Source organism: Streptomyces sp. NPDC058955, from assembly GCF_042741435.1.
Classification (GTDB): Bacteria; Actinomycetota; Actinomycetes; order Streptomycetales; family Streptomycetaceae; genus Streptomyces.
In genome coordinates this window covers 7,799-26,418 of the sequence record NZ_JBHYKM010000109.1, presented here as the reverse complement: position 1 = coordinate 26,418, position 18,620 = coordinate 7,799, and the positions used below count along the sequence as shown (strand labels likewise).

The following is an 18,620-nucleotide window of genomic DNA, read 5'->3' as shown; positions in this document are numbered from 1 at the left end:
CCCGAATAGTCCTTCATCGCCATCGGCGGTCTTCTCGCTTCCTCCGGATCAAGCAGATCCAGTATCAGCGTGTCCACCACTCAGGGGGAGGCCCCAGCCATCATGACGGGATCGCACCGCATCCGAATATAGGCATCGACATCGTCCGGTGAGACGTTGCGCAGTTGCACCTGCTCCTCCTCGGTTCCCTCGGGATGTTCCCACGGTCCGCGATGGCGAACACCAACGGCTCCGCCCCTTCGCCGGCGCGGCCCCAACGGCGTCCGAGTTACATCAATTCTCATCGACATTGATCATGCGGCAGCCCGGCGAGTGACTCCCGGACTCGTGGCGAAACGACATCCGCGAAGAGTGAATTGGCCACGCCCGACCGTGTGCGGGCCGACAGGGCCTACGCCTCCCGCAGACAAGCTTGCCGCACGCTATGAGGCCGTCGTCCTGCGTCGAGGTCCTGCGGATGGAAGCCGGAACGAATCCGACCGACCCGGCCCTCACCGCCCTCGTGGGCGAGCTGGCCGTCGCCGATCAGCAATTCCGGGCCTGGTGGGCCGAACACCGCGTCGCCCACCAGGACTTCGGCAGCAAGCGCATTGCTCACTCCACCGTCGGCGAACTCACCCTCGACTGGGACACCTTCCGCTACGCCGGTGCCCCAGAACAGCAACTCGTGCTCTGGTCGGCCGAACCCGGCACCCCGGACGCGGAACGATTGGCCACTCTTGCCCACGGCGCGGCCCAGAGTCCGTGACCTTCCCGAGTACCACTGCGACTGAGCGGATGCTCGAGGTCTTCGAACGGATCCGCGTTCCTCGCCCCAAGGCGGTCGCCCCCACACCAGGCCGGACCACTTGCTCGCGTGCGAACTCATCAGTCAGCACACCTGCAGGCAGCCGCGGTACCTCCTCCAACAGGGTAGACACCTGCCGGTGGTTGAAAACGGTGTCCGCGTACGGCAGCAGGTGTCCCAGCATCGGAAACTCGGCCTGATCAAGACCAGCCAGCTCAGGACCCCAGAGCACACCGTGCTTCGCCCGGGCCTCTATCGTGCCGTTCTCGCCTCGGACCTGGAGGTTAATCATGGTCAGACCCTACGGCCTCATGATCCGCCGGGGACGCTACCTAGCAGGGCTCACGGGCGGCCAGGCCCGCTCGCGCACGCCAGTGATCCGCGTCGCGGGAATCGACGAGCCATGCGATCAGACGCTCAGCGCCTGCCTGGAACGCATCGGGCAGCGACTTCTCCTCGCCGACGACGAGGCTGAGAACGTCGACGTCATGGGTGGCGTGATCGGTGTCGCACCAGCAGGCCACATTCACCGCTGCGTCAACTGCGAGCCGGCCCAGTCCCGTCCACACCACATGAAGCTGAAACTCCACCTGGTCACCCCTGCCTGCCTGTCCGATGGCACCCAGGCCGAGGATGACCGGTGTCCACGGCTGCGTTCCCGGAAAGGCCGCATGCTGGAGGGCCCATTCCCATTCCGCCCCGTCCCGATCGACGCGAGCCGCACCGATGGCCCCAGCCGCCCGCCTCATTGATTCCAGGCCCGCAGCCGACAGGAACGGGAAGAGGGTCGTCAAGGGGACGCCGCCGAAGCCACCTCGGCTCATGAGCATGAGGCCATCACCTCTTCTCCCCCACCCTCCGCGCGCACAGGCATCGAAGATCGCCTCTCCTGGTCGGCAGGGACCACACTCGCGCCCACAAGAAGTGAAGGGGGCCGGCGCAAGCCCGACACCCGCTGCAGTCGGAGCAGGCTGCGAGCCCCTCGTCTGCCATGGCAGGGGCGACAGGATTCGAACCTGCGGCATCCGGTTTTGGAGACCGGCGCTCTGGCCAACTGAGCTACACCCCTTCAACGCACCGCGAGCGTCCCATCCCGGCGCAACGGACCGCCACCCATTTACGGCGTCATCGTGGGAGGCAAGCCATCTCGCGGTTTCGATCGGCGGACGGAACCAGCCCCACAGGCTCTCAGCCCCTGTAGGAGTCGATGAGCCGGGCCAGGTGCTCACCCGCCACCACCAGTGGTGTCTCGCTCTTGGAGACCTGTGCGGTGAGTTCGGCGCCTTCGAGGGTGCTGATGACGGTGAAGGCCAGGTGGTGCGCGTCCTCGTGGGCGAGTCCGGCTTCGCGGAGCCTGTCCGCCACCAGGTCCCGCCAGTGCTGGAAGGCTTGAGCGACGACCTCCTCGATGTCGGGGACGCGGCCGGTGGTCTCCAGTGCGGTCGCGCTGATGGGGCAGCCGTCCGTCCAACCGGAGTCGCGCAGGTAGCCGGCGAGCGCGCGGGCGCAGGCGGCGACGGCCTTCGCCGGGTCGGCCTCCGCGGACAGCGACGCCGACAGGAGGTCGGCGAACTCCTGGTCGGCGTGCTGCACCGCGGCCACACCCAGCGCCTGCTTGCCACCGGGGAAGAAGTGGTAGACCGAGCCGAGCGTGGCGTTGGCCTCCTGGGCGACCTGCTTGATGCCGGTCCCCTCGTACCCCTGCCGCTGCATCAGGAGAGAGGCCGCACGCACGATGCGCTCCCGGGTGCCGGGCTGTGGTGTGTTCGCCATGGGGCAGAGCTTACTGGATAGATCGTTCGTTCTAGCTTGTGGGCCGCGTGAGCAGCGTGCTAGCTTCCGTCTAGTTAGAACGTTCTTTTTAGAGATTCTCGAAGACGAGGAGCTGGAAGTGGAACACAAGCGGATCACCGTCAACGGCCTGGACCTGGCCTACGTCGAAGCAGGAGAGGGGCCGCTCGCCCTGATGCTGCACGGCTTCGACACGCCGAAGCTGTACCGGTACCTCCTGCCGGCACTGGCCGAGGCGGGGTACCACGCCGTGGCCCCCACCATGCGGGGGTTCGCCCCCTCCCAGGTACCGCCGGACGGCAGCATGCGCCTCCCCGACCTGATCGCCGACGCCAACGGTCTCCACGAGGCGCTCGGCGGCGGTTCCGACGCGGTCCTGATCGGACACGACTGGGGTGGCTTCACCACCTGGGGCGCCGCCGCGGCCTCACCCGAGCGGTGGGCCAAGGTGGTCGTCAACGACGTCCCGCCGCTGCAGTTCTACGACCGCAACGGCACGGATCCCGAGAGGATCGAGCGGTACGTCCACTTCTACTTCTTCCAGATGGCCATAGCCGACGACATCGTCGCGGCCAACGACCTCGCCTACCTCGACTGGCTCTGGAACCACTGGACGGGGACCGTCCCCGGCTACGACTCCACCGAGGACCGCAAGGCGATGAAGGAGGGACTCGACACGCCGGAGAGGCTCCACCTCGGCCTCGAGCTCTACCGGCAGAACTTCCCGGCGGCGACGTTCGGCACCCCCGACTGGGACATGATCCGGGTGCTCGGCAAGCTGCCTTCCCAGCCCACCCTGTACCTCCACGGAACCGAGGACCCCGTGGTCGACGAGGCGGCGCTCGCCGACCTCCTCGCCATGCTGCCGCCGGGATCGGACGGCGCGATGATCGAAGGCGCCGGACACTTCCTCCTCACCGAGAAGCCGCAGGAAGTCAACGAGCGCATCCTCGCCTTCCTGGCGCGCTGACCACACCCGCGCGGAGCAAGGCATCCGCCGAAATGCCCTGCCCCCCGTCCCCGCGCACACGGGGACGGGGGGCAGAACCCCGTTCACCCAAAGCCATCGACGACCTGCCGGCGTTCCGCGACTCCGTTCGAGCCCGCGTCCTCTGTGCCTCGAACTCTGCACGCTCGCTGGAGGTCCGCTCGGCGGTGTTGCGGCGGTGGTGGGTCGTGTGGTCGAGGCCGGGCGGGCGGCCGCCGCAGCGGACTCGGCCGGTGCGCGCGGTGTCACAGTGGGACGGCTCATGGACGGCGGGCACCGGCGGTGTCGGAGCCGCGTGGTAGATCTGCCGTGTGGCCACATTCAAGGACTTCAACTTCAAGCTCGTCGTGATCGACGTGCTCATGTACCGGCGAGACCTCCTCACGCCCGCCTTCGACCTCGATTCCCGCATGCGGAAGCGGGGCATCGACATACCCGCGGTGTACGTGCTGGAGAACGACATCGACGACGAGGTCCTCGACGAGTCGCGCGCCTTCTTCGAGGCTCTGGCGATCGGCGACGAGCTCCTGGCCGAGGTCGAGACGCTGTGCTTCGACGCCGGCCAGGAGATCTACCGGCACTGCGCCCCGGCCTGGGGCGGCGAGGGCGACCTCTTCGACATCTGCTCCCTGGACGATCTCGCGCTGCTGCCGAACCTGAAGCGCGTCACCGCCGTGGACGACGGTGTGCTGGTCGCCCCGGGCAAGTGGGAGGCCTTCGCGGCCCGCGGCATCGAGGCGAGCTGAGGGGTGAGCGTGGGGGCGACAGAGGGACGAGGAGCGGTCATGCGGTGTGCGTACTGCGGGCGTGAGGTCATGTGTCGGCAGCCGGCGTTGGGGGGCCCGCCCTGCGTGGGCCAGATCCACGTGCACAGCAACGAGGAGGCATGCTTCCCCGAGCAGGGGGCGGCGAGCTCACGCGCCTGGCCGCCCGGCGGGTGCGGCTGCAGGCCCCGGGAGCTGAAGGCACGCGTGAGCGACCTGCCTCTGCCGCCCCCACCGCCGAGGGTAGGTACGGAACAACTGGCCGAGATCGGCAAGGCGTTCCTCGGCCTCGCACCGGGCGCGGGGGTGAACGTCGTGGAGCTGGCGGACGGCGCGGGGGTGTGCGTCGTACAGGTCGGGCGGGGCGGCGGCAAGGTGTACGTCGCACCGGACCTGACCGTCCTGTTCGTCCCGTCCGTCACGGACTTCGACAGCGGACTCGCGGCCTTCCTCGGCGGCGCACGCACCCCCGCGAGGGGCTGAGGGCGTGTCGTAGGGGCTGTCGTGTGCCTTCGGTGCCCCGACGCGGTGACGGGCCCCCGCCCAACCGCCATGACGGGGACCGAGGAGACCGTCCTGGACAAGCCCGGGAAGGACGTTGCGGTGTCAGTCGTGTTTGCGATCCTGTGCCACATGGACGAGAAGACCTTCTGGGCACTCATGGACGAGCTGAGCTGTCGCCCTGGTGACCGGCACCAACGGTTGGAGTGGTTGCGCGGGGAGTTGCGGTGTCGGCCGGCCGAGGAGGAAGTGGAATTTCAGGCGCTTCTGGAGGCCGCCTGCGCGGGGGTCGGCACGAGCGCATTGTGGCGCGCGGTGAGCCGGATTGAGGCTGGCCTGTGCTCCGACGACGGCTTCGACTACTTCGCGCTCTGGCTGGTGGCACAGGGGCGAGGGACGTACCAGGCGGTGCTGGCTGATCCTGATGCCCTCGCAGAAGTTCCGGAGGTGCAGGCCCTCGTGGGGCGGCACCCCCGGGAGTGGCGTGACGACGAGTGGCCGGAATGGGAGGAGCTGGACTACGTGGCCCAGGAGGTGTTCGACGAACTGACGGGTCAGGGGGACGACTGCGGGGAGGCTTTCCACCAGGCCGTGGACGACGTGCGGGAGACATGGACGAGGCCCGAGGACGAGTTCAGCCCCGGACCGGCCACAGTGAGGGCTGCCACGCCCCGGCTCGACACCCTCTTCCCCGGAAAAGCCAGATCCTGATCGGCGACAACGGCGTCCTGGTGCCGGGGTCTGCCGGTCCGCCCAGGCCCACTGACGTACAGTCCGCACCTCACATCTGCATCCCGATCCGAGTCGATGTCTGCTTCGCGCGCGAACGGTTCGTCGAGCGACCGGAAGGACGAACGCCCTGACCACCTCCCGCTCTGATGCCGAACCAGCCGAGCACAAGCGCTTCACCCGTTACCTCGCGGCCTTGGAAACCGTGGCCGAGCCGGACGAGGTCGAGCTGGTGACCGCCGTTCTGCAGGACGAGGACATGCCCATGGCCCAGAGCGTGGTGGTGCGCCACATCGATCGCCGGGCTGCCGAGCTCTTGCCCAGCCCCCGGTTCACGGTTTGGGCCCACACCCTGAGCGGCGTCATCGCCGAGTACGGCTTCCTCAACCGCCGCCTGCAGGAGTGGAGTCTGCTCAGAGCCATCGCGGTGGGCGACGCCTGGGCCCCCGAGGAACTGACCACCGCATCGGACTGGTGCCAGCGCTCACTCTTGTCCATTCGGCTCGCCAGGACGCCCAAAGCCCTCGCACTACTCGCCGAACACGGGCGGACCCGCCGCACTCGAAACGCAGCCGCCCGCCCTCTCCCCTGCCCCGAACAGCCGAGCTGACTGACCAGCCCAGGCCGGCCCGAGGAACGACGCGGCGAAATGGAGATGCGACATCATCGGGAGCGCAGGCAGGATCCCGGGCATGTCCACCGATGTGAGCGGAATGATCGAGTGCCGGCCCGGAGCGAGGCTCTGGGGACCGGACGACGAGGACTCCGTATGGGAAGCCGGCATCGACCTCTTCCTGCTCAATCGGGGGAACGCGTACGACGGACTGGCCTGTCTCTTCGGCATCCGCAACTCCTTCGGCTTCCGCCCCCTCGCCGAGGGGCGCGGCTTCCCGGGAGATGCTTCCGACGGGCTGCGCGGTGATTTCGCCGCCTACGGCGGTCCGGACGGTGTGCACGGCACCACGTGGCTGACCTGGGACGAGCTTGCTTCCACGGACTGGCAGGAGACGGATGCCTCCGGCATACGAAGCCGTGCCGACGCCGCGGGGGCCGACACCGACTGGGGCCGGGTGTGGAGCGTCATGGAGATCCTCAGCGAAGTCCACGGCGCCGAGAACGTACGGCTCGTCGTCTGGTTCCACTGACGACCGGTCCCCGGCCCGCCGGCGGCATCACACAGCCCCACCGCGCGTTGCCACCCGCTGCACGACCTCCCCTCGTCCGCACGAGCGGGGATGAGGTCGTGACCTGCGGGAGTGGATCAGCACGGCCGTGCGGCCGAACGCGGGTCGGAGCCGTCGATACGTTCCGCGAATCGACGGACCTGCTCCTCGACGGGCTCGTCCCCGGTGACGGCCATGGAGTAGCGGCGAAACGACGTCGCGCCGTACGAGTCCTCGACGCGGAACCGCATCGTGAGGTGGGGCGGCTCGCCACGGTCGTCGACCGAGATGCCAAGGCCCCACTCCGGGAGCAGGCAGTTCCACCGCTGGTACCAGTCGCGGGCGACGAGTTCCCGGGCCAAGAGGCGTGCGGCGGTGTCGACCGGCTCCTCCCAGCTGTGGTCGGCGACGAAGCGGTCCAGTTCGGCGTCGTACTGGTCGGCGTCGAAGTGGGAGTCCGGTGGCAGCGGCACCCGGATGTCGTGGGTGTTCTCCCACGTCCACACCACCAGACCACCACTCCGCTCGATGGTCACGAAGACGCCCCCGCAGCAATCGGTGACGCAGTCGTTGTTCGACAGCTCGACCCGCCGCGGTTCGCTGCCGGCGCTCAGCGGCCACGTCTCGGGCGGGCCGATCAGCATCTCGTGAAAGAGACTCGCGTCGCTGTCGGGGTGGATCGCCTCCACCACATCCACCCCGTCGACCAGCGGGCGGATCCGCGCCGACGCTCGCCATGCCCCCGATTCCGCGGGGGCATGGCGAAGAGAAAGGACATTGAACGGCTCGGAACGTTTCATCGCCTCATGATCGCATCTTCGGACCCGACGCACCCTGCTGCCGACCGTCGACCGATCCGACCGATCGGCCGGGGTGTGGACGCTCTGATCTGCGGCAACGGAAGAGGCAACGGAACAATCGGCGTGCTTCCCGGCAGGCCCCTCGGGCATCATCACGGGATGATCGGCAATCGGATCACCCATCGCATGGCGGACGGCGTCCGCGTCCCCGGCACGTGGCGCCACGCGTTCATATGCAACGGCGGCACCTACTTCCTCACCGACCTCTTCATCTACGCCGACGGTCTCGTCGACTGCTGGGAACTGGTCACGCTCGACGAGTTCGAGAAGAAGCTCCGCAGCGGGTGGGTGGCCACCAGTTTTCCCGACGGCGGCGAGGCGTCCGCACACCACCTGGGCTCGTGGACCTTCAGCGAGCCGGACACCTGGTTGACCCCGGAGCTGCTGCTCGCCGAAGTCCGGGACACCGTCGACGAGTTGAACGGCCGCCCCGATTCGACCGGTCGCTGCCTGGCGGCGGTGGAGGTGTTCCTCGCCGAGCGGACGGAGGAGAACAGGGCCGCGGCCAGGGCCGCGTATCTGGCCATCCCCGAGACCGTGCGTCATTACGCCCTCGGTGACATGGACCGGAAGGACCGTCCCCTGCAGGCCCTGGTCGCGGGGCCGGGCGGTCGCTTTCCCCGCTGGCCCGACAAGACGGTTTCGCAGGAGGAGTACGACGACGCGCTCGTGTACTTCGACGAGCGCCGCCGGTGGCGGGACGAGGCGTCGTCTCGGGTGCCGGCGGACGGCGCGGTGGACTCCTTCGCCCCCGCGGTGAAGCTGTACCACTCGTATCCGCAGCGCGCGCTCGAACACCCGGACAAGCGGTGCCTGCGCAATGACTACCCCGCAGCCATCACCGTCGACGACGTCACCTATCCGTCGGTGGCGCACGCCTACTGGGCCCTGTCCGTCGCCACACCCGAGGCGCGCGCCGCGGTCGCCGCGGCGGAGACGGGGGCGAAGGCCCACACGATCGCGGCCGAGGCCACGCGCCGCGAAGGCTGGGAGCGGATCCGTACGGCGGTCATGGTCCGTTTGCTGCGCACCAAGTACGAGCAGCACCCCGACCTCGCCGCGGTCCTCCTGGCAACGGGTGACGCGACCTTGCTCTACGACGACGCGAACTCGGATTTCTGGGGCGACAACGGAGGACGGGGCCGCAACTGGACGGGCCGCCTCCTGGAACTCGTCCGGTCCGAACTGCCGGCCGATCCAGTGACGTGACGACGGCGTCGTAGGACTCGGCAGTCCTGTCGTACCGCCGGACCCCGACTGGCCTGATTCGGTCCCTGTACGCGACGGGGCGGAGGTATGTTGCCGGTAGGTTTCCCGAGGCGAGGGGCGGGTGGGGTCTGTGTTGGCCGAGGCTCTTGCGGCGTTGGCCGCGGCGGGCGGCGCGGCGGTGGTCCAGGCCGCGGGCACGGACGCCTGGCACGAGGTACGGACCAGGGTCGCCGCGCTCGCCGGCCGCGGCGACGCCGAGCGGGGCCGTGCCGAGCTGGAACGCCTCGACCAGACCGCCCGCGCCCTGGAGCCGGGCACCGGCGCCGCCCCGGAGCGGGAGGCGCTCCTCCAGGAAGGGACCTGGCGGGAGAGGTTCAGCACGCTGCTCGAATCCCTCGACGGAGAGGACCGGGAGCGAGCCGTCCGGGATCTGCGTACCCTGGCGGACTTCGTCGCCGGCGCCACGGGCGACACCGCACTCGACACCGGCAACGCCGTGGCACGGGACGGCGGCAGCGCGGTGACGGGGGTGCAGCGCCCGGGCGGTGGAACGGCCGCCCGGGCCGTGCGCACCGGGGACGCGGAGGCCACGGGCCCGGGATCCTCCGCTGTCAGCGGCGTCGTCCACCGGTAGGCGACCGGGACGGGGGCGACGGCATGGCGAAGTGGCGGTGGGGACGGCGGTACGACGCGGGTCGGCGCACCCTGGCCGGCGGGACGGTCGGTGGCGATCCATCCGGGCAGCAGGTGTCGAACAGCGGCGACGCGATCGCGACGAACTACGGGACCGCCGTCTCGGGCATCTACAACGACTACCGCAGCGTGGTGCTTCCTTCGGACGCCGTACGGCCCGTGGCCGAGGTGAAGGCACCGCCGGGGCTGAGCAACCTCCCTTACCGGACCGGCCACTTCGTCGGGCGCACCAGCGAACTCGACCGTCTCGACGCCGCCATGAAGGCGTCCGGCGGCGTGTGGCTCCAGGCCGTCCACGGTCTCGGCGGGGTCGGCAAGAGCACGCTGGCCGCGCACTGGGCGGCCACCCGGGCCGCCCGGCACAAACTCACGCCGGTCCGCTGGATCTCCGCCGACAGCGCGGCGAGTGTGCAGCAGGGCCTGGCCGCCCTGGCCACCGCCCTGCAGCCCGCCACCTCGACGGTGCTGACGGTGGAGGCCCTCGCCGAGAACGCCATGCAGTGGCCGGCCGCGCACCGCAACTGGCTGATCGTCCTGGACAACGTCAACCACGTCGCCGACATCGCCCCGCTCCTGGCCAAGCTGCCCGACGGCCGCTTCCTGATCACCAGCAGACTCGCCACGGTCTGGCACGACGCCACCGCCGTCATCCGGCTCGACGTCCTCCAGCCGGCCGAGTCGCTGGCCCTGCTCACCCACATCGTCCGGGCCGGCGGCGGAGCCCGGGACATGGACGGAGCGGCGGCGCTGTGCGCGGATCTGGGCCATCTTCCCCTCGCCGTCGAACAGGCCGCCGCCTTCCTCGCCCAGAACCCGCTCCTGACCCCGCGCGCCTATCTGGAGCTGCTCCGGCAGGACCCCGCCCCGCTGTACGAGCAGGGCGGCGAGGGCTTCACCGTCGCCGAACGCACCATCGCCCGCGTCTGGCGGGTGTCCCTCGACCGGATCGGCGCGCTCCAGCCGCTCGCCCCGGACATGTTGCGCACGCTGGCCTGGTACGCGCCCGACGGCATTCCCGCCGGGCTCCTGGACGGCGCGGGCGCACCGGTCGCCGTCGCCGGCGCGATCGGTGCCCTCAACGCGTACAGCATGATCACGGTCGACCCTGCCGCGCGTGCCCTCTCCGTGCACCGGCTGGTCCAGTCCGTCGCGCGGACCCCCTACGGCGTCGACCCGCACCGCGCACCCGCTCTCGTCGCCGGGGCCCGGACCCGGGCGACGGCCTCGCTGGAGGCGGCCGTCCGGCCGATCGACTGGAATGACACCGGCACCTGGCCGACCGGGCGCACCCTGATCCCGCACATGGACGCGGTCGCCGACCGCACGCCGCCGACCGAGGACAGCGACACCACGGCGCGGCTCCTCCACCACGCCGGTGTGTTCCTCCTCGGCCAGGGGCTCGCCACCCGGGCCACCGCGCACCTCGACCGGGTACTCGTCCACCACGAGCGGGAGTTCGGCCCCGACGACGTCCACACGCTCGCCTGCCGCCACAACCTGGCGCACGCCCGCGAGGCATCGGGACACGTGAAGGAGGCCATCCCGCTGTACGAGCGGGCGCACGCCGACGCGCAGCGCGTGCTGGGTCCGGCGCATCCCCTCACCCTCGCCGGTCGCAACAACCTGGCCGACGCCTACCGCGCCGCGGGTGACCTGGACAAGGCCCTTGCTCTGGTCGGACCGGACCCCGCGCCCAACCCGGTCCTCGACGGACCCGCGGGCGACCCGGACCTCAGCACTCTCGCGGCGCGCAACACCCGGGCCCGCACCCTGCAGTTGGCGGGTGATCACGCGGAGGCGGTGCGTCTGTTCACGGACAACCTCGGCGCGTGCCGGCGTGTCCTCGGCGAGGACCATCACCTCACGCTCGCGACGCGGGCCAACCTGACGGCCGTGCGCATGGCACTCCGGGACCCGGCCCGGTCCGTCGCTCTCCTCGAGGGCATCGTCCGCGACATGGAGCGGGTCCTGGGCGAGGAGCACCCGGACACCCTTCTCGTACGGGGCAACCTGGCGGGCGCGTACCGGGAGGCGGGTGAGCCGGACCGGGCCGTCGCGCTGTTCGACGAGGTCCTGCCCGTCATGGAGCGCGTGCACGGCGAGCACCACGGCATCACCCGCGCCCTGCGGGTCGCCTTCGCTCTCGCGCTGCGGGCGGCCGGGGATGTGGAGCGGGCGGTGCGCCTCGGCGCTCCCCGGCAGGACGAGACGGCCGGGCGGGACGGGAGCCGTCCCGACAGCCGTGGCGTCGACATCGGCTACGGGTTCCTGGCCGTCGGCGACGCGCAGCGGGCCCTTCCGCTGTTCGAGCGGGCCGACCGCGAGCATCGCGACCGGCTCGGCGCCGAGGACCCCGCGTCGCTCACCGTCCGCCACAACCTGGCGGTCTCCCACCTCATGGCGGGGAGCCCCGCGCGGGCCGTTCCGCTCTTCCAGGAGATCCTCCGAGCCCGGGAGGGCTCCATGGGCGAGGATCATCCCGACACCGTCACCAGTCGGCGCCACCTCGCCGACGCCCACCGCGAGGCGGGTGACGTCCACCTGGCCATTCCGCTGTACGAACAGACCTACCAGGCCCGGACCCGCACCCTTGGCCCCCACCACGCGGACACCCTCGCCGCCCTGGGCATGCTCGCGCACACCTACCGGCTCGCGGGCAGCCCGGACCTGGCCGTGCCCCTCTTCGAGCGGGCTCTCGACGGCCTGCAGCAGGTGCACGGGCCCGACCACCCCGACACGCTCGCCGCCCGCAACGGACTCGCCGGGGCGTACCAGGAGACGGGCGAACCGGATCGGGCGGTGCTGCTCCACGAGCACAACCTCACGGCCTGCACCATGAGCCTCGGCGCCAACCACCCGCACACGCTCATCGCCCGCCACAACCTGGCCGTCGCCCTCGCCACCGCCGGAGACCTCGACCAGGCCCTCCCGCTCCTCCAGAACACGTACCTGCAACAGAGACGGCTCATCGGCACGAAGCATCCCGACACCCGCACCACCTGGCAGAGCCTCGCCGGCGTGTACCGAACGGCCAAGCACATCAGGCGTCAGGCACGCCGCCGACCGTGGCACCGCCGTCACCTCTGAGCGCCGCCGCTCCGGCCACCTGTGTCCACCGGACTCTGGGGGAAGAGTGCGATCCCGGCGACCGTGCCGTGCACCCTGGTCTTCCGGGGCAAGGGCGAGGGCTGGAGTTCCTCCTCCCTCCGTACCGGTTCCGTGGTCACCAGTCGCGCCAGGCGTCGGTGATTCCGGCCCGGAAGACACCCTTCCTCGCCAACAAGGCAGCCACGTCCACACCGTGTTCGCCCAGGGTGTGGTCGATGTAGTCGCACAACTGCTCCCGCTCCTCCGTGCAGAAGCGTGTGCCCGCGTGCCGCGGATCGCTGTCGACAGCGTTGAGCGCGAGAACGACCCTCTCAACCGCCCGAAGGACCTCCTCATCGGAGGGCTCCAGAAGCCGGCTCAACTCCACCTCGAATGCTTCCAGCGCCGAGTCCGTCGCGGTCAGCAATGACTCCGTGTACATCTCCGTCACACCGGCGCACCCGGGCTCCAGAAGCCCGGCTTCGACGTCGCGGGCCACCACCGCCATCCAGGTACGCCAGTTCTCAGGGGGTCTGATAGCCATGGCGCCAAAAATAGGCGGGGGCGCTGACAACGTGCGAGTCGATCGGCGTCAGCCGATGAAGGTCGGTGGTGGCGACCAGGTCGGAGGGAGGGGGGTGGTCTCGTCTCCTGTGACCCGCAGGGGATAGCGGAATCGCCACCACTCCTCCCGCTCGGCCATCGCGCTTCCGCTCATGCCGAGTGGTGTGATCGGTGCGGTGGCTGCGCGGAACCGGGTGTCCAGGGCTTCGAGTTCGGGGCGGCGGAGACGGCGGACGCGTTCGGTGAGGAGGGGCCAGGCATCGTGGAGCCAATCCCGGTCGGCAATGTCGTTGTCGAACTCCCAGGCCCACAGGACGTCGAAGCCCTCTTCGATGTCCCGGACGAGCTCCGCCCACGCCTCCAGTCGAGCGTTCAGCGTCATGGGGTGGAGATACTTCACGGACAGCAGTTCCGTGGCTCGACGGACCGATGCATAGTCGTCGGCGGTCAGCACCTCGTTCTCCACGGCGTGCAGCCTCTCAGGCCGGAGCCGTGGAGGCCACCGCTTTCAGGTGCGTCGGTCCCGTTGGCCGGACGACGGGAGGAGTCTGCCTGATTCCGGCTGCATCACCGCGCTGCGGGAGTCCTCAGGGGCAGGCGTGGCCGACGGCCCGATGGTTCATCCACACCGCCACGTCGCACACCCGCAGCGCACTCACCGTCTCCGGCACTTCGGCTCGTCGCCTCAGCTCCAGCAGCAGGCGGTGCACCGCGGCGTCGTCCTCGCGCAGCGCGGCATGGAGCGCGAGCCAGAAGGACGGCGGCCGGCCGACGGCGCAGCGGACGATTCGGTCGTACACCGGGAGCAGTCGGGGTCGCTTGCGGGCCAGGAGCTTCCCGGCGATGACCCAGTTGACGCCATGTTGCTCTCGGAGCAGGCTCCATGCCCGCTCTGCCGGCGAGCCTTCGGCCAGAACGAGCGCGTCGGCTTCGACCATGTCGACGTCCCTGGGAACGGCCTCCAGCAGGCCGGACAGCCGCGTGCCGAGGCGTCCCTCCAGCAGGTCCAGCGCGACGGGTGCCGGGACGACGACCGAGAGGGTCTGCACCGCGATCAGGTCCTCCGGCGTGATCCGGTCAGCGACCTCCGGCCGGTCCCCCCCACCACCGAGCTGCTCGAAGCGGCTGCCGGTGAACGTCGCCTCGCTCTGGGACTCCTCCGTGCCGAAGTACCGCTGCAGATCTCCGACAACGCGCTCGGAACTCAGCAGGTGCCGCAGTTTCTGCCCCAACGGCGACACCCCTCCGCCAGGGCCGGGAACACCAGACTCCGCGGTGGAAACAGCCATGAGAACTCCGTCCCTCATCGAGAACGAGACACACTATGGCCGCTTCGGGCCCACCCGGAAGACCGGTCGAGGGTTCCCCCTCGCGTGGGAGCGGGGAAAGGAACCCTCGACCGGCCGGCGGGACCGTTCGGGTCAGCGGCTGCCGAGCAGCGTGCGCCAGGTCTGCGGGCCCACTACGGCGTCCACCTGCAGGCCGTGCTTCTTCTGGAAGGCGATCACCGCCGCCTTCGTGTTCGCGCCGAACGCTCCGTCGACCTTGAGGGCGTAGCCGTAGACGTTCAGCTGTGTCTGGGCGGCCCTGACCGCGTGGCCGGACGAGCCGTACTGCACCGTCTGGATCAGCTTGGACCATGTGTTCGGGCCGACGACTCCGTCGGCGGCGAGGGACCGGGACTTCTGGAAGGCGATCACCGCGGCACGGGTCTTGGGGCCGAACGCGCCGTCGGCGTCGACCTTGTAGCCCCGCGAGGTCAGCAGCTGCTGGGCGGACTTCACGTCCGCGCCCTGCGACCCGCTCTTGAGGACCGGCCAGGAGACGCTCGGGGCCGGCAGCTGTCCGCCGCCACCACCGCCACCACCGCTTCCCAGCTTGACCGGGCGGAACGGGTCGTAGTTGTCGTTCCCGATCCCGTATCTGAGCTGCCGGTGGGTGGTGCCGTACGTACCGCGCTGTTCGTACGCCCAGTAGGCGCTGTGCGAGGCGTCGGCCCACTTCTCGAAGATGACCACGTGCCGGAAGTCCCCGTCGTCGGTCCGGTAGTCGATCAGCAGGTCACCCTTCTGGAGCTGGCTCACGCTGCTGAGCCGGGTGGTGACGCCGTTGCGCGCGTCGGCGAGGCCGACGGTGTTCAGGCCGGGCTTGCCGAGACCGAGGGCCATCGAGACGAAGCCGGAGCAGTCCTGGCGGTAGCCGTCCTTCCAGACGCGCTCCATGCTGTACGGCACCGGGCCGCCGTTGTTCGCCGTGAGCCAGGTGCGGGCCCGGTTGATCATCGTGTCGCGCGAGAGCGTGGCCGTGGCCGTGGCCATGGTCGTCAGCTCGCCCGGCTTCGTGACGAGCGTGCCGTCGGCCTCGGGCTCGGGCCCGTACGCGGCCTCCTGCTGCCCGGCGACCGTCGTCGTCCTCGCTCCGCCGTTGTCGGCGAGAGACGGTACGACGGCGATCGCGGCGGCTGCGACACCTCCGGCGGTGACGCCGATGAGAGCGAGGCGAGCGCGGCTGGTGAGCCTGCCGAATGAAGCCATGATTCCCCCAGGTTTCGTTTGCAGTGGCATGACGGATGGAGACGCTTCAGGCCCGGATCAGTTCCGATAGGGCCTGAAATCAAGGCCGTTCACCGGATGACGCGCGAGCGCGGCCTCCGACAAGGCATCACAATGGCAAATTCTTCAGCCGGGGCCCAGTGCTGTACCAAAGCCGGATGGGGCGGTGACATGGCCGCAACAATGTTCGGGACGTGCGCGACAGGCGACGCCCGGCAGGACGACCGCAGGGCGCCCCCGATCACGAGGACGGCGGCGCGCCCGCCGACTGGCGTCTCGGGGCGGGAGGTGAACCTGAGGGAGGAGCGGGTCAACCACCCGGGCAGGACGTGGAAGCGGCGGCCGGGATCGGTGCTGCTGCTTCCGTTGCCGCTTGCCGCTTGTCGCTTGCCTCTTGCCGCTGCGATTTCGGCCGACTGTGGGGGAGAGGGAGTGCGCCCGTTCAGTTGTCCCGGAGGCGACGGGCCTGGGCGACGAGCCTCCGCGACAGCTTCGGCCCCGCGCACGCGTAGTCGAGCAGCAGGTTCCGGTACGTGGTGTTCGCGAGCTGCGGCGCCAGGGCGATGAGGGTCTCCAGGTCATCGGACGAGCCGGTCACGCGTGTGCGGTAGGCGGCGCTCGCCGCGCGCAGGGTGACGTCCTGAGGTTCGTGTTCCAGGCCCTGTGCGACGAGGCTCGCGGCTGCCGCGAAGTCGCCCTGTTCGGCACGCACGTCCGCCAGGTCCAGGTAGAGGGACCAGTTGGCGGGGTCGATGCGCAGGGCGTCCTCGAAGGCACCGGCAGCCTGCTCCAGGTCGCCCCTCGCACGCCAGGTGGCCGCTCGTGCGACGGCGGTCCACATGACCCGCTCGACGGCGTCGGCCCGATCGCACAGGGCGAAGGACAGGTCGTACCGGCCGCAGGCGCGGGGCAGCCGGGCCATGGCGGCCAGCGACTCCGGCACGGGGACCCGTTCGGAGACCACGTCGACGGCTCGGAACCAGGGCGCGAACCGTACCCGCATCGCGTCGGTGTCCAGGTCGTGGCCGTAGTCCAGCGTCCGCAGGCACGCCTCGGCCATCGCCTCGGCGCTCACCGCGCCGAGGAAGCGCGCGTCGCCGAACCAGGGTGCGTCACCCCAGGCCACCTGGGGCCGCACGCCCGTGACCGAGCCCAGGGCCATCGCCGCGTTGTCCATGTCCCCGTCGAGGAAGGAGAAGTACGCCTGTCCCAGCACGGCGCTCAGGGAGCCGTTCCCCGTGAGGCTCTGCTCCAGTTCCGAGCGTCGGTCCTTCCACAGCTCGGCAAGGGCCGCATACGGCTCCGGAGCCGCCGGCGCCGCGGCTATGGCGCCGACCAGAAGCTCCACCGCGCCCGTCAGGCTTCCGCCGCAGTGCGCCATCACAGCGGCGAGACCGACTCCCGCCGTCATTGCATCGTTCGACATCGGCAGAGGGTACCTGGCCGGACGTGCGCTGATCTCTGGCGCCCGCAGGGCGACACCGCTGCCGGCCACCGGCTCCTCTCTCAGATCTCCCGGAAGATCAGTGCCGCACCGAAGGCCGCTTCGGCCGGTACGAAGAGCTCGCCCCGGCCCGTCTCGCGCACGGGCAGTCCGTTCTCCGCCAGCAGTGCACGCGCCCGGGAGATGTCGGATACGGCCACCGTGCCGGCGACGAGCGCCGGGAGCGCGGGCGGTTCCTCACCCGGCAGGAGATCCGACAGTTCGGCCTTGGTCACGAGGGTCACCGGCCCCACTGCGGAGATCGGCCGCCCCAAGTACCGCTCGTACCGCTCGCGAACCAGGGGAAGTTCTCCGTCAGGTACGCACAGCACCGCTTCGACGAGGTCCTGGGCGCCGTTCGGGTGGTCGAGCTGACGGGTGTGCTGGAACGCGCTGTCCAGTTCGGCGACGACGCCGACGCGGCCTTCCGGCGTACCGTCGATCTCCAGGTAGCGAACGGGTTCCGTGCGAATTCCGTCGGGGGTCTCGACCGGTCGGCCGACGGTGTTCACACCACCGTGCCCGACGCCGGCAGCCGTGAGGCGGGCCGCCGTGCCGTCGACGTCCGGCGCGGAGAACATCAGGATGTGGATGCCTTCGAAGCGGGCGCACCATCCGCTGACCTGAGCGCTGGTCTCCTCGATCCGCGACATGAGCAGGGGAAGCTTCTCCGGCGGCGCCTGGAGCGGAACGATCCGTGCGTCCGGGGGAAGTCCGGCCGCGTTCCCGGGCTTCACCGGCGTCACCAGCTCGATGAAGCTGCGGGAGAGGTCGGCGTGGGTGTTCGCCGCCCCGAAGGGTTCGGGCGCGGCACCCTCGCGGGGTGCCAGTGCCGGAACGCTCGGCGGCGGGACATGGAAGCCGAGCCGTCGGTACAGCGCCATGGCCCGCGTCATGTCGCTGACGACATGGCCGACGTGGTGTAAGCGGGTGATGTCGTGAGGCATGGCCTCACCGTAGGCCCCCACGCGGGGAGCCGGCAGTGGCACGGCTCGTACGTGACGTCAGCGGCTCTCCGGACCCGCAGGTGGTGACCGTCCTGCTCCGGGTGCGCACCCGATACGGGGCAGCCGATCACCGCTGCCAGGAAGACGCCTCCTCGACCGAGGCGATGTCACCCGCCGCCAGCAGCTCGAAGAGCCGGAGAGTCTCCTCGCGGGTGACGTCCCTCCGCTCCCCCGGTGTCACCGAGTCGTCGTCCGGGTTCTCCCAGACCAGCAGCCCACTGCCGAAGGCGCTGAGGCACCACCCGCTCTCGTGGGTGAGCGAGACGTCGGGGTGTTCGTCATCGGCCCGAGCCAGACCGTCGAGCACGCGCCTCATCCCCTCCGCATCGGGCTCGTCGACCGTCCCGCCCATGACGTCGTACATGAAGTAGCTCATGCGCCCATTACCGCACGCGGCGACGCGCGTGACACCGATAGGGCGGTGTGCGGCGCCGTACAGGCC

General features: G+C 70.1%; 20 protein-coding genes, 1 tRNA gene and 1 pseudogene. 10 read left to right on the top strand and 12 right to left on the bottom strand.

Features of this window, described 5'->3' with window-relative positions; translation table 11 throughout:
• Positions 1–95: 95 nt before the first annotated feature.
• Positions 96–170, bottom strand: a pseudogene (locus ACFW1I_RS30730) (N-acetyltransferase); the annotation flags it as partial.
• A 254-nt stretch (positions 171–424) separates the two neighbouring features.
• Here ACFW1I_RS30730 and ACFW1I_RS30725 point away from each other — a divergent pair.
• Positions 425–748, top strand: a complete 324-nt coding sequence (locus ACFW1I_RS30725) for a hypothetical protein (protein ID WP_384676042.1) — start codon at positions 425–427, stop codon at positions 746–748.
• Positions 749–1,119: 371 nt separating this feature from the next.
• On the opposite strand, the gene ACFW1I_RS30720 is transcribed toward ACFW1I_RS30725, so the two are convergent.
• The 3 genes from ACFW1I_RS30720 to ACFW1I_RS30710 all read right to left on the bottom strand — a co-directional run bounded on the left by ACFW1I_RS30720 (position 1,120) and on the right by ACFW1I_RS30710 (position 2,560).
• On the bottom strand, positions 1,120–1,617 hold the full coding sequence (locus ACFW1I_RS30720) for a hypothetical protein (protein ID WP_384676040.1): 498 nt from the start codon (positions 1,615–1,617) through the stop codon (positions 1,120–1,122).
• A gap of 162 nt (positions 1,618–1,779) precedes the next feature.
• Positions 1,780–1,856: transfer RNA gene (locus ACFW1I_RS30715), tRNA-Trp, on the bottom strand.
• A 119-nt stretch (positions 1,857–1,975) separates the two neighbouring features.
• Positions 1,976–2,560, bottom strand: a complete 585-nt coding sequence (locus tag ACFW1I_RS30710) for a TetR/AcrR family transcriptional regulator (protein WP_384676038.1) — start codon at positions 2,558–2,560, stop codon at positions 1,976–1,978.
• Between the two features lie 118 nt (positions 2,561–2,678).
• Between ACFW1I_RS30710 and ACFW1I_RS30705 the strand changes: the two genes are divergently transcribed.
• The 6 genes from ACFW1I_RS30705 to ACFW1I_RS30680 all read left to right on the top strand — a co-directional run bounded on the left by ACFW1I_RS30705 (position 2,679) and on the right by ACFW1I_RS30680 (position 6,705).
• Positions 2,679–3,548 carry an alpha/beta fold hydrolase gene (locus tag ACFW1I_RS30705; protein WP_384676036.1) on the top strand — a complete coding sequence of 290 codons (870 nt, stop codon included), beginning with the start codon at positions 2,679–2,681 and terminating at the stop codon, positions 3,546–3,548.
• 329 nt (positions 3,549–3,877) lie between these two features.
• Positions 3,878–4,312, top strand: coding sequence for a DUF6892 domain-containing protein (locus tag ACFW1I_RS30700; protein WP_384676034.1), 435 nt, complete (start codon positions 3,878–3,880; stop codon positions 4,310–4,312).
• 225 nt (positions 4,313–4,537) lie between these two features.
• The gene (locus tag ACFW1I_RS30695; protein WP_384676032.1) at positions 4,538–4,813 is read left to right on the top strand and encodes a hypothetical protein; all 276 of its coding nucleotides are present in this window, start codon (positions 4,538–4,540) and stop codon (positions 4,811–4,813) included.
• Positions 4,814–4,963: 150 nt separating this feature from the next.
• Positions 4,964–5,542 carry a DUF4240 domain-containing protein gene (locus tag ACFW1I_RS30690; protein ID WP_384676030.1) on the top strand — a complete coding sequence of 193 codons (579 nt, stop codon included), beginning with the start codon at positions 4,964–4,966 and terminating at the stop codon, positions 5,540–5,542.
• Between the two features lie 223 nt (positions 5,543–5,765).
• Entirely contained in the window at positions 5,766–6,170 is a 405-nt protein-coding gene (locus ACFW1I_RS30685) for a hypothetical protein (protein ID WP_384676048.1), read from the top strand.
• Between the two features lie 82 nt (positions 6,171–6,252).
• Positions 6,253–6,705, top strand: coding sequence for a hypothetical protein (locus ACFW1I_RS30680; protein ID WP_384676028.1), 453 nt, complete (start codon positions 6,253–6,255; stop codon positions 6,703–6,705).
• Positions 6,706–6,821: 116 nt separating this feature from the next.
• On the opposite strand, the gene ACFW1I_RS30675 is transcribed toward ACFW1I_RS30680, so the two are convergent.
• Complete coding sequence (locus ACFW1I_RS30675; RefSeq protein ID WP_384676026.1) at positions 6,822–7,367, bottom strand: hypothetical protein; 546 nt, start codon at positions 7,365–7,367, stop codon at positions 6,822–6,824.
• 315 nt (positions 7,368–7,682) lie between these two features.
• Here ACFW1I_RS30675 and ACFW1I_RS30670 point away from each other — a divergent pair, with 315 nt between their 5' ends.
• The 3 genes from ACFW1I_RS30670 (at position 7,683) to ACFW1I_RS30660 (ending at position 12,572) form a co-directional block, all read left to right on the top strand.
• Positions 7,683–8,792 (top strand): NADAR family protein, encoded by a 1,110-nt coding sequence (locus ACFW1I_RS30670; protein WP_384676024.1) that lies wholly within the window; start codon positions 7,683–7,685, stop codon positions 8,790–8,792.
• A gap of 133 nt (positions 8,793–8,925) precedes the next feature.
• On the top strand, positions 8,926–9,426 hold the full coding sequence (locus tag ACFW1I_RS30665; protein ID WP_384676022.1) for a hypothetical protein: 501 nt from the start codon (positions 8,926–8,928) through the stop codon (positions 9,424–9,426).
• Positions 9,427–9,449: 23 nt separating this feature from the next.
• Positions 9,450–12,572, top strand: a complete 3,123-nt coding sequence (locus tag ACFW1I_RS30660) for a tetratricopeptide repeat protein (RefSeq protein WP_384676020.1) — start codon at positions 9,450–9,452, stop codon at positions 12,570–12,572.
• Between the two features lie 136 nt (positions 12,573–12,708).
• On the opposite strand, the gene ACFW1I_RS30655 is transcribed toward ACFW1I_RS30660, so the two are convergent.
• From ACFW1I_RS30655 to ACFW1I_RS30625, 7 genes are all read right to left on the bottom strand, one after another.
• Positions 12,709–13,116, bottom strand: coding sequence for a hypothetical protein (locus tag ACFW1I_RS30655; RefSeq protein WP_384676018.1), 408 nt, complete (start codon positions 13,114–13,116; stop codon positions 12,709–12,711).
• A 48-nt stretch (positions 13,117–13,164) separates the two neighbouring features.
• Positions 13,165–13,602 (bottom strand): hypothetical protein, encoded by a 438-nt coding sequence (locus tag ACFW1I_RS30650; protein ID WP_384676016.1) that lies wholly within the window; start codon positions 13,600–13,602, stop codon positions 13,165–13,167.
• Positions 13,603–13,723: 121 nt separating this feature from the next.
• On the bottom strand, positions 13,724–14,377 hold the full coding sequence (locus ACFW1I_RS30645) for a DUF6308 family protein (RefSeq protein ID WP_384676046.1): 654 nt from the start codon (positions 14,375–14,377) through the stop codon (positions 13,724–13,726).
• Positions 14,378–14,557: 180 nt separating this feature from the next.
• Positions 14,558–15,670, bottom strand: a complete 1,113-nt coding sequence (locus ACFW1I_RS30640) for a peptidoglycan-binding protein (protein ID WP_384676014.1) — start codon at positions 15,668–15,670, stop codon at positions 14,558–14,560.
• Positions 15,671–16,130: 460 nt separating this feature from the next.
• Complete coding sequence (locus tag ACFW1I_RS30635; RefSeq protein WP_384676044.1) at positions 16,131–17,099, bottom strand: tetratricopeptide repeat protein; 969 nt, start codon at positions 17,097–17,099, stop codon at positions 16,131–16,133.
• 95 nt (positions 17,100–17,194) lie between these two features.
• Positions 17,195–18,118, bottom strand: a complete 924-nt coding sequence (locus ACFW1I_RS30630) for a VOC family protein (protein ID WP_384676012.1) — start codon at positions 18,116–18,118, stop codon at positions 17,195–17,197.
• A 127-nt stretch (positions 18,119–18,245) separates the two neighbouring features.
• On the bottom strand, positions 18,246–18,554 hold the full coding sequence (locus tag ACFW1I_RS30625; protein WP_384676010.1) for a hypothetical protein: 309 nt from the start codon (positions 18,552–18,554) through the stop codon (positions 18,246–18,248).
• Positions 18,555–18,620: the final 66 nt, after the last annotated feature.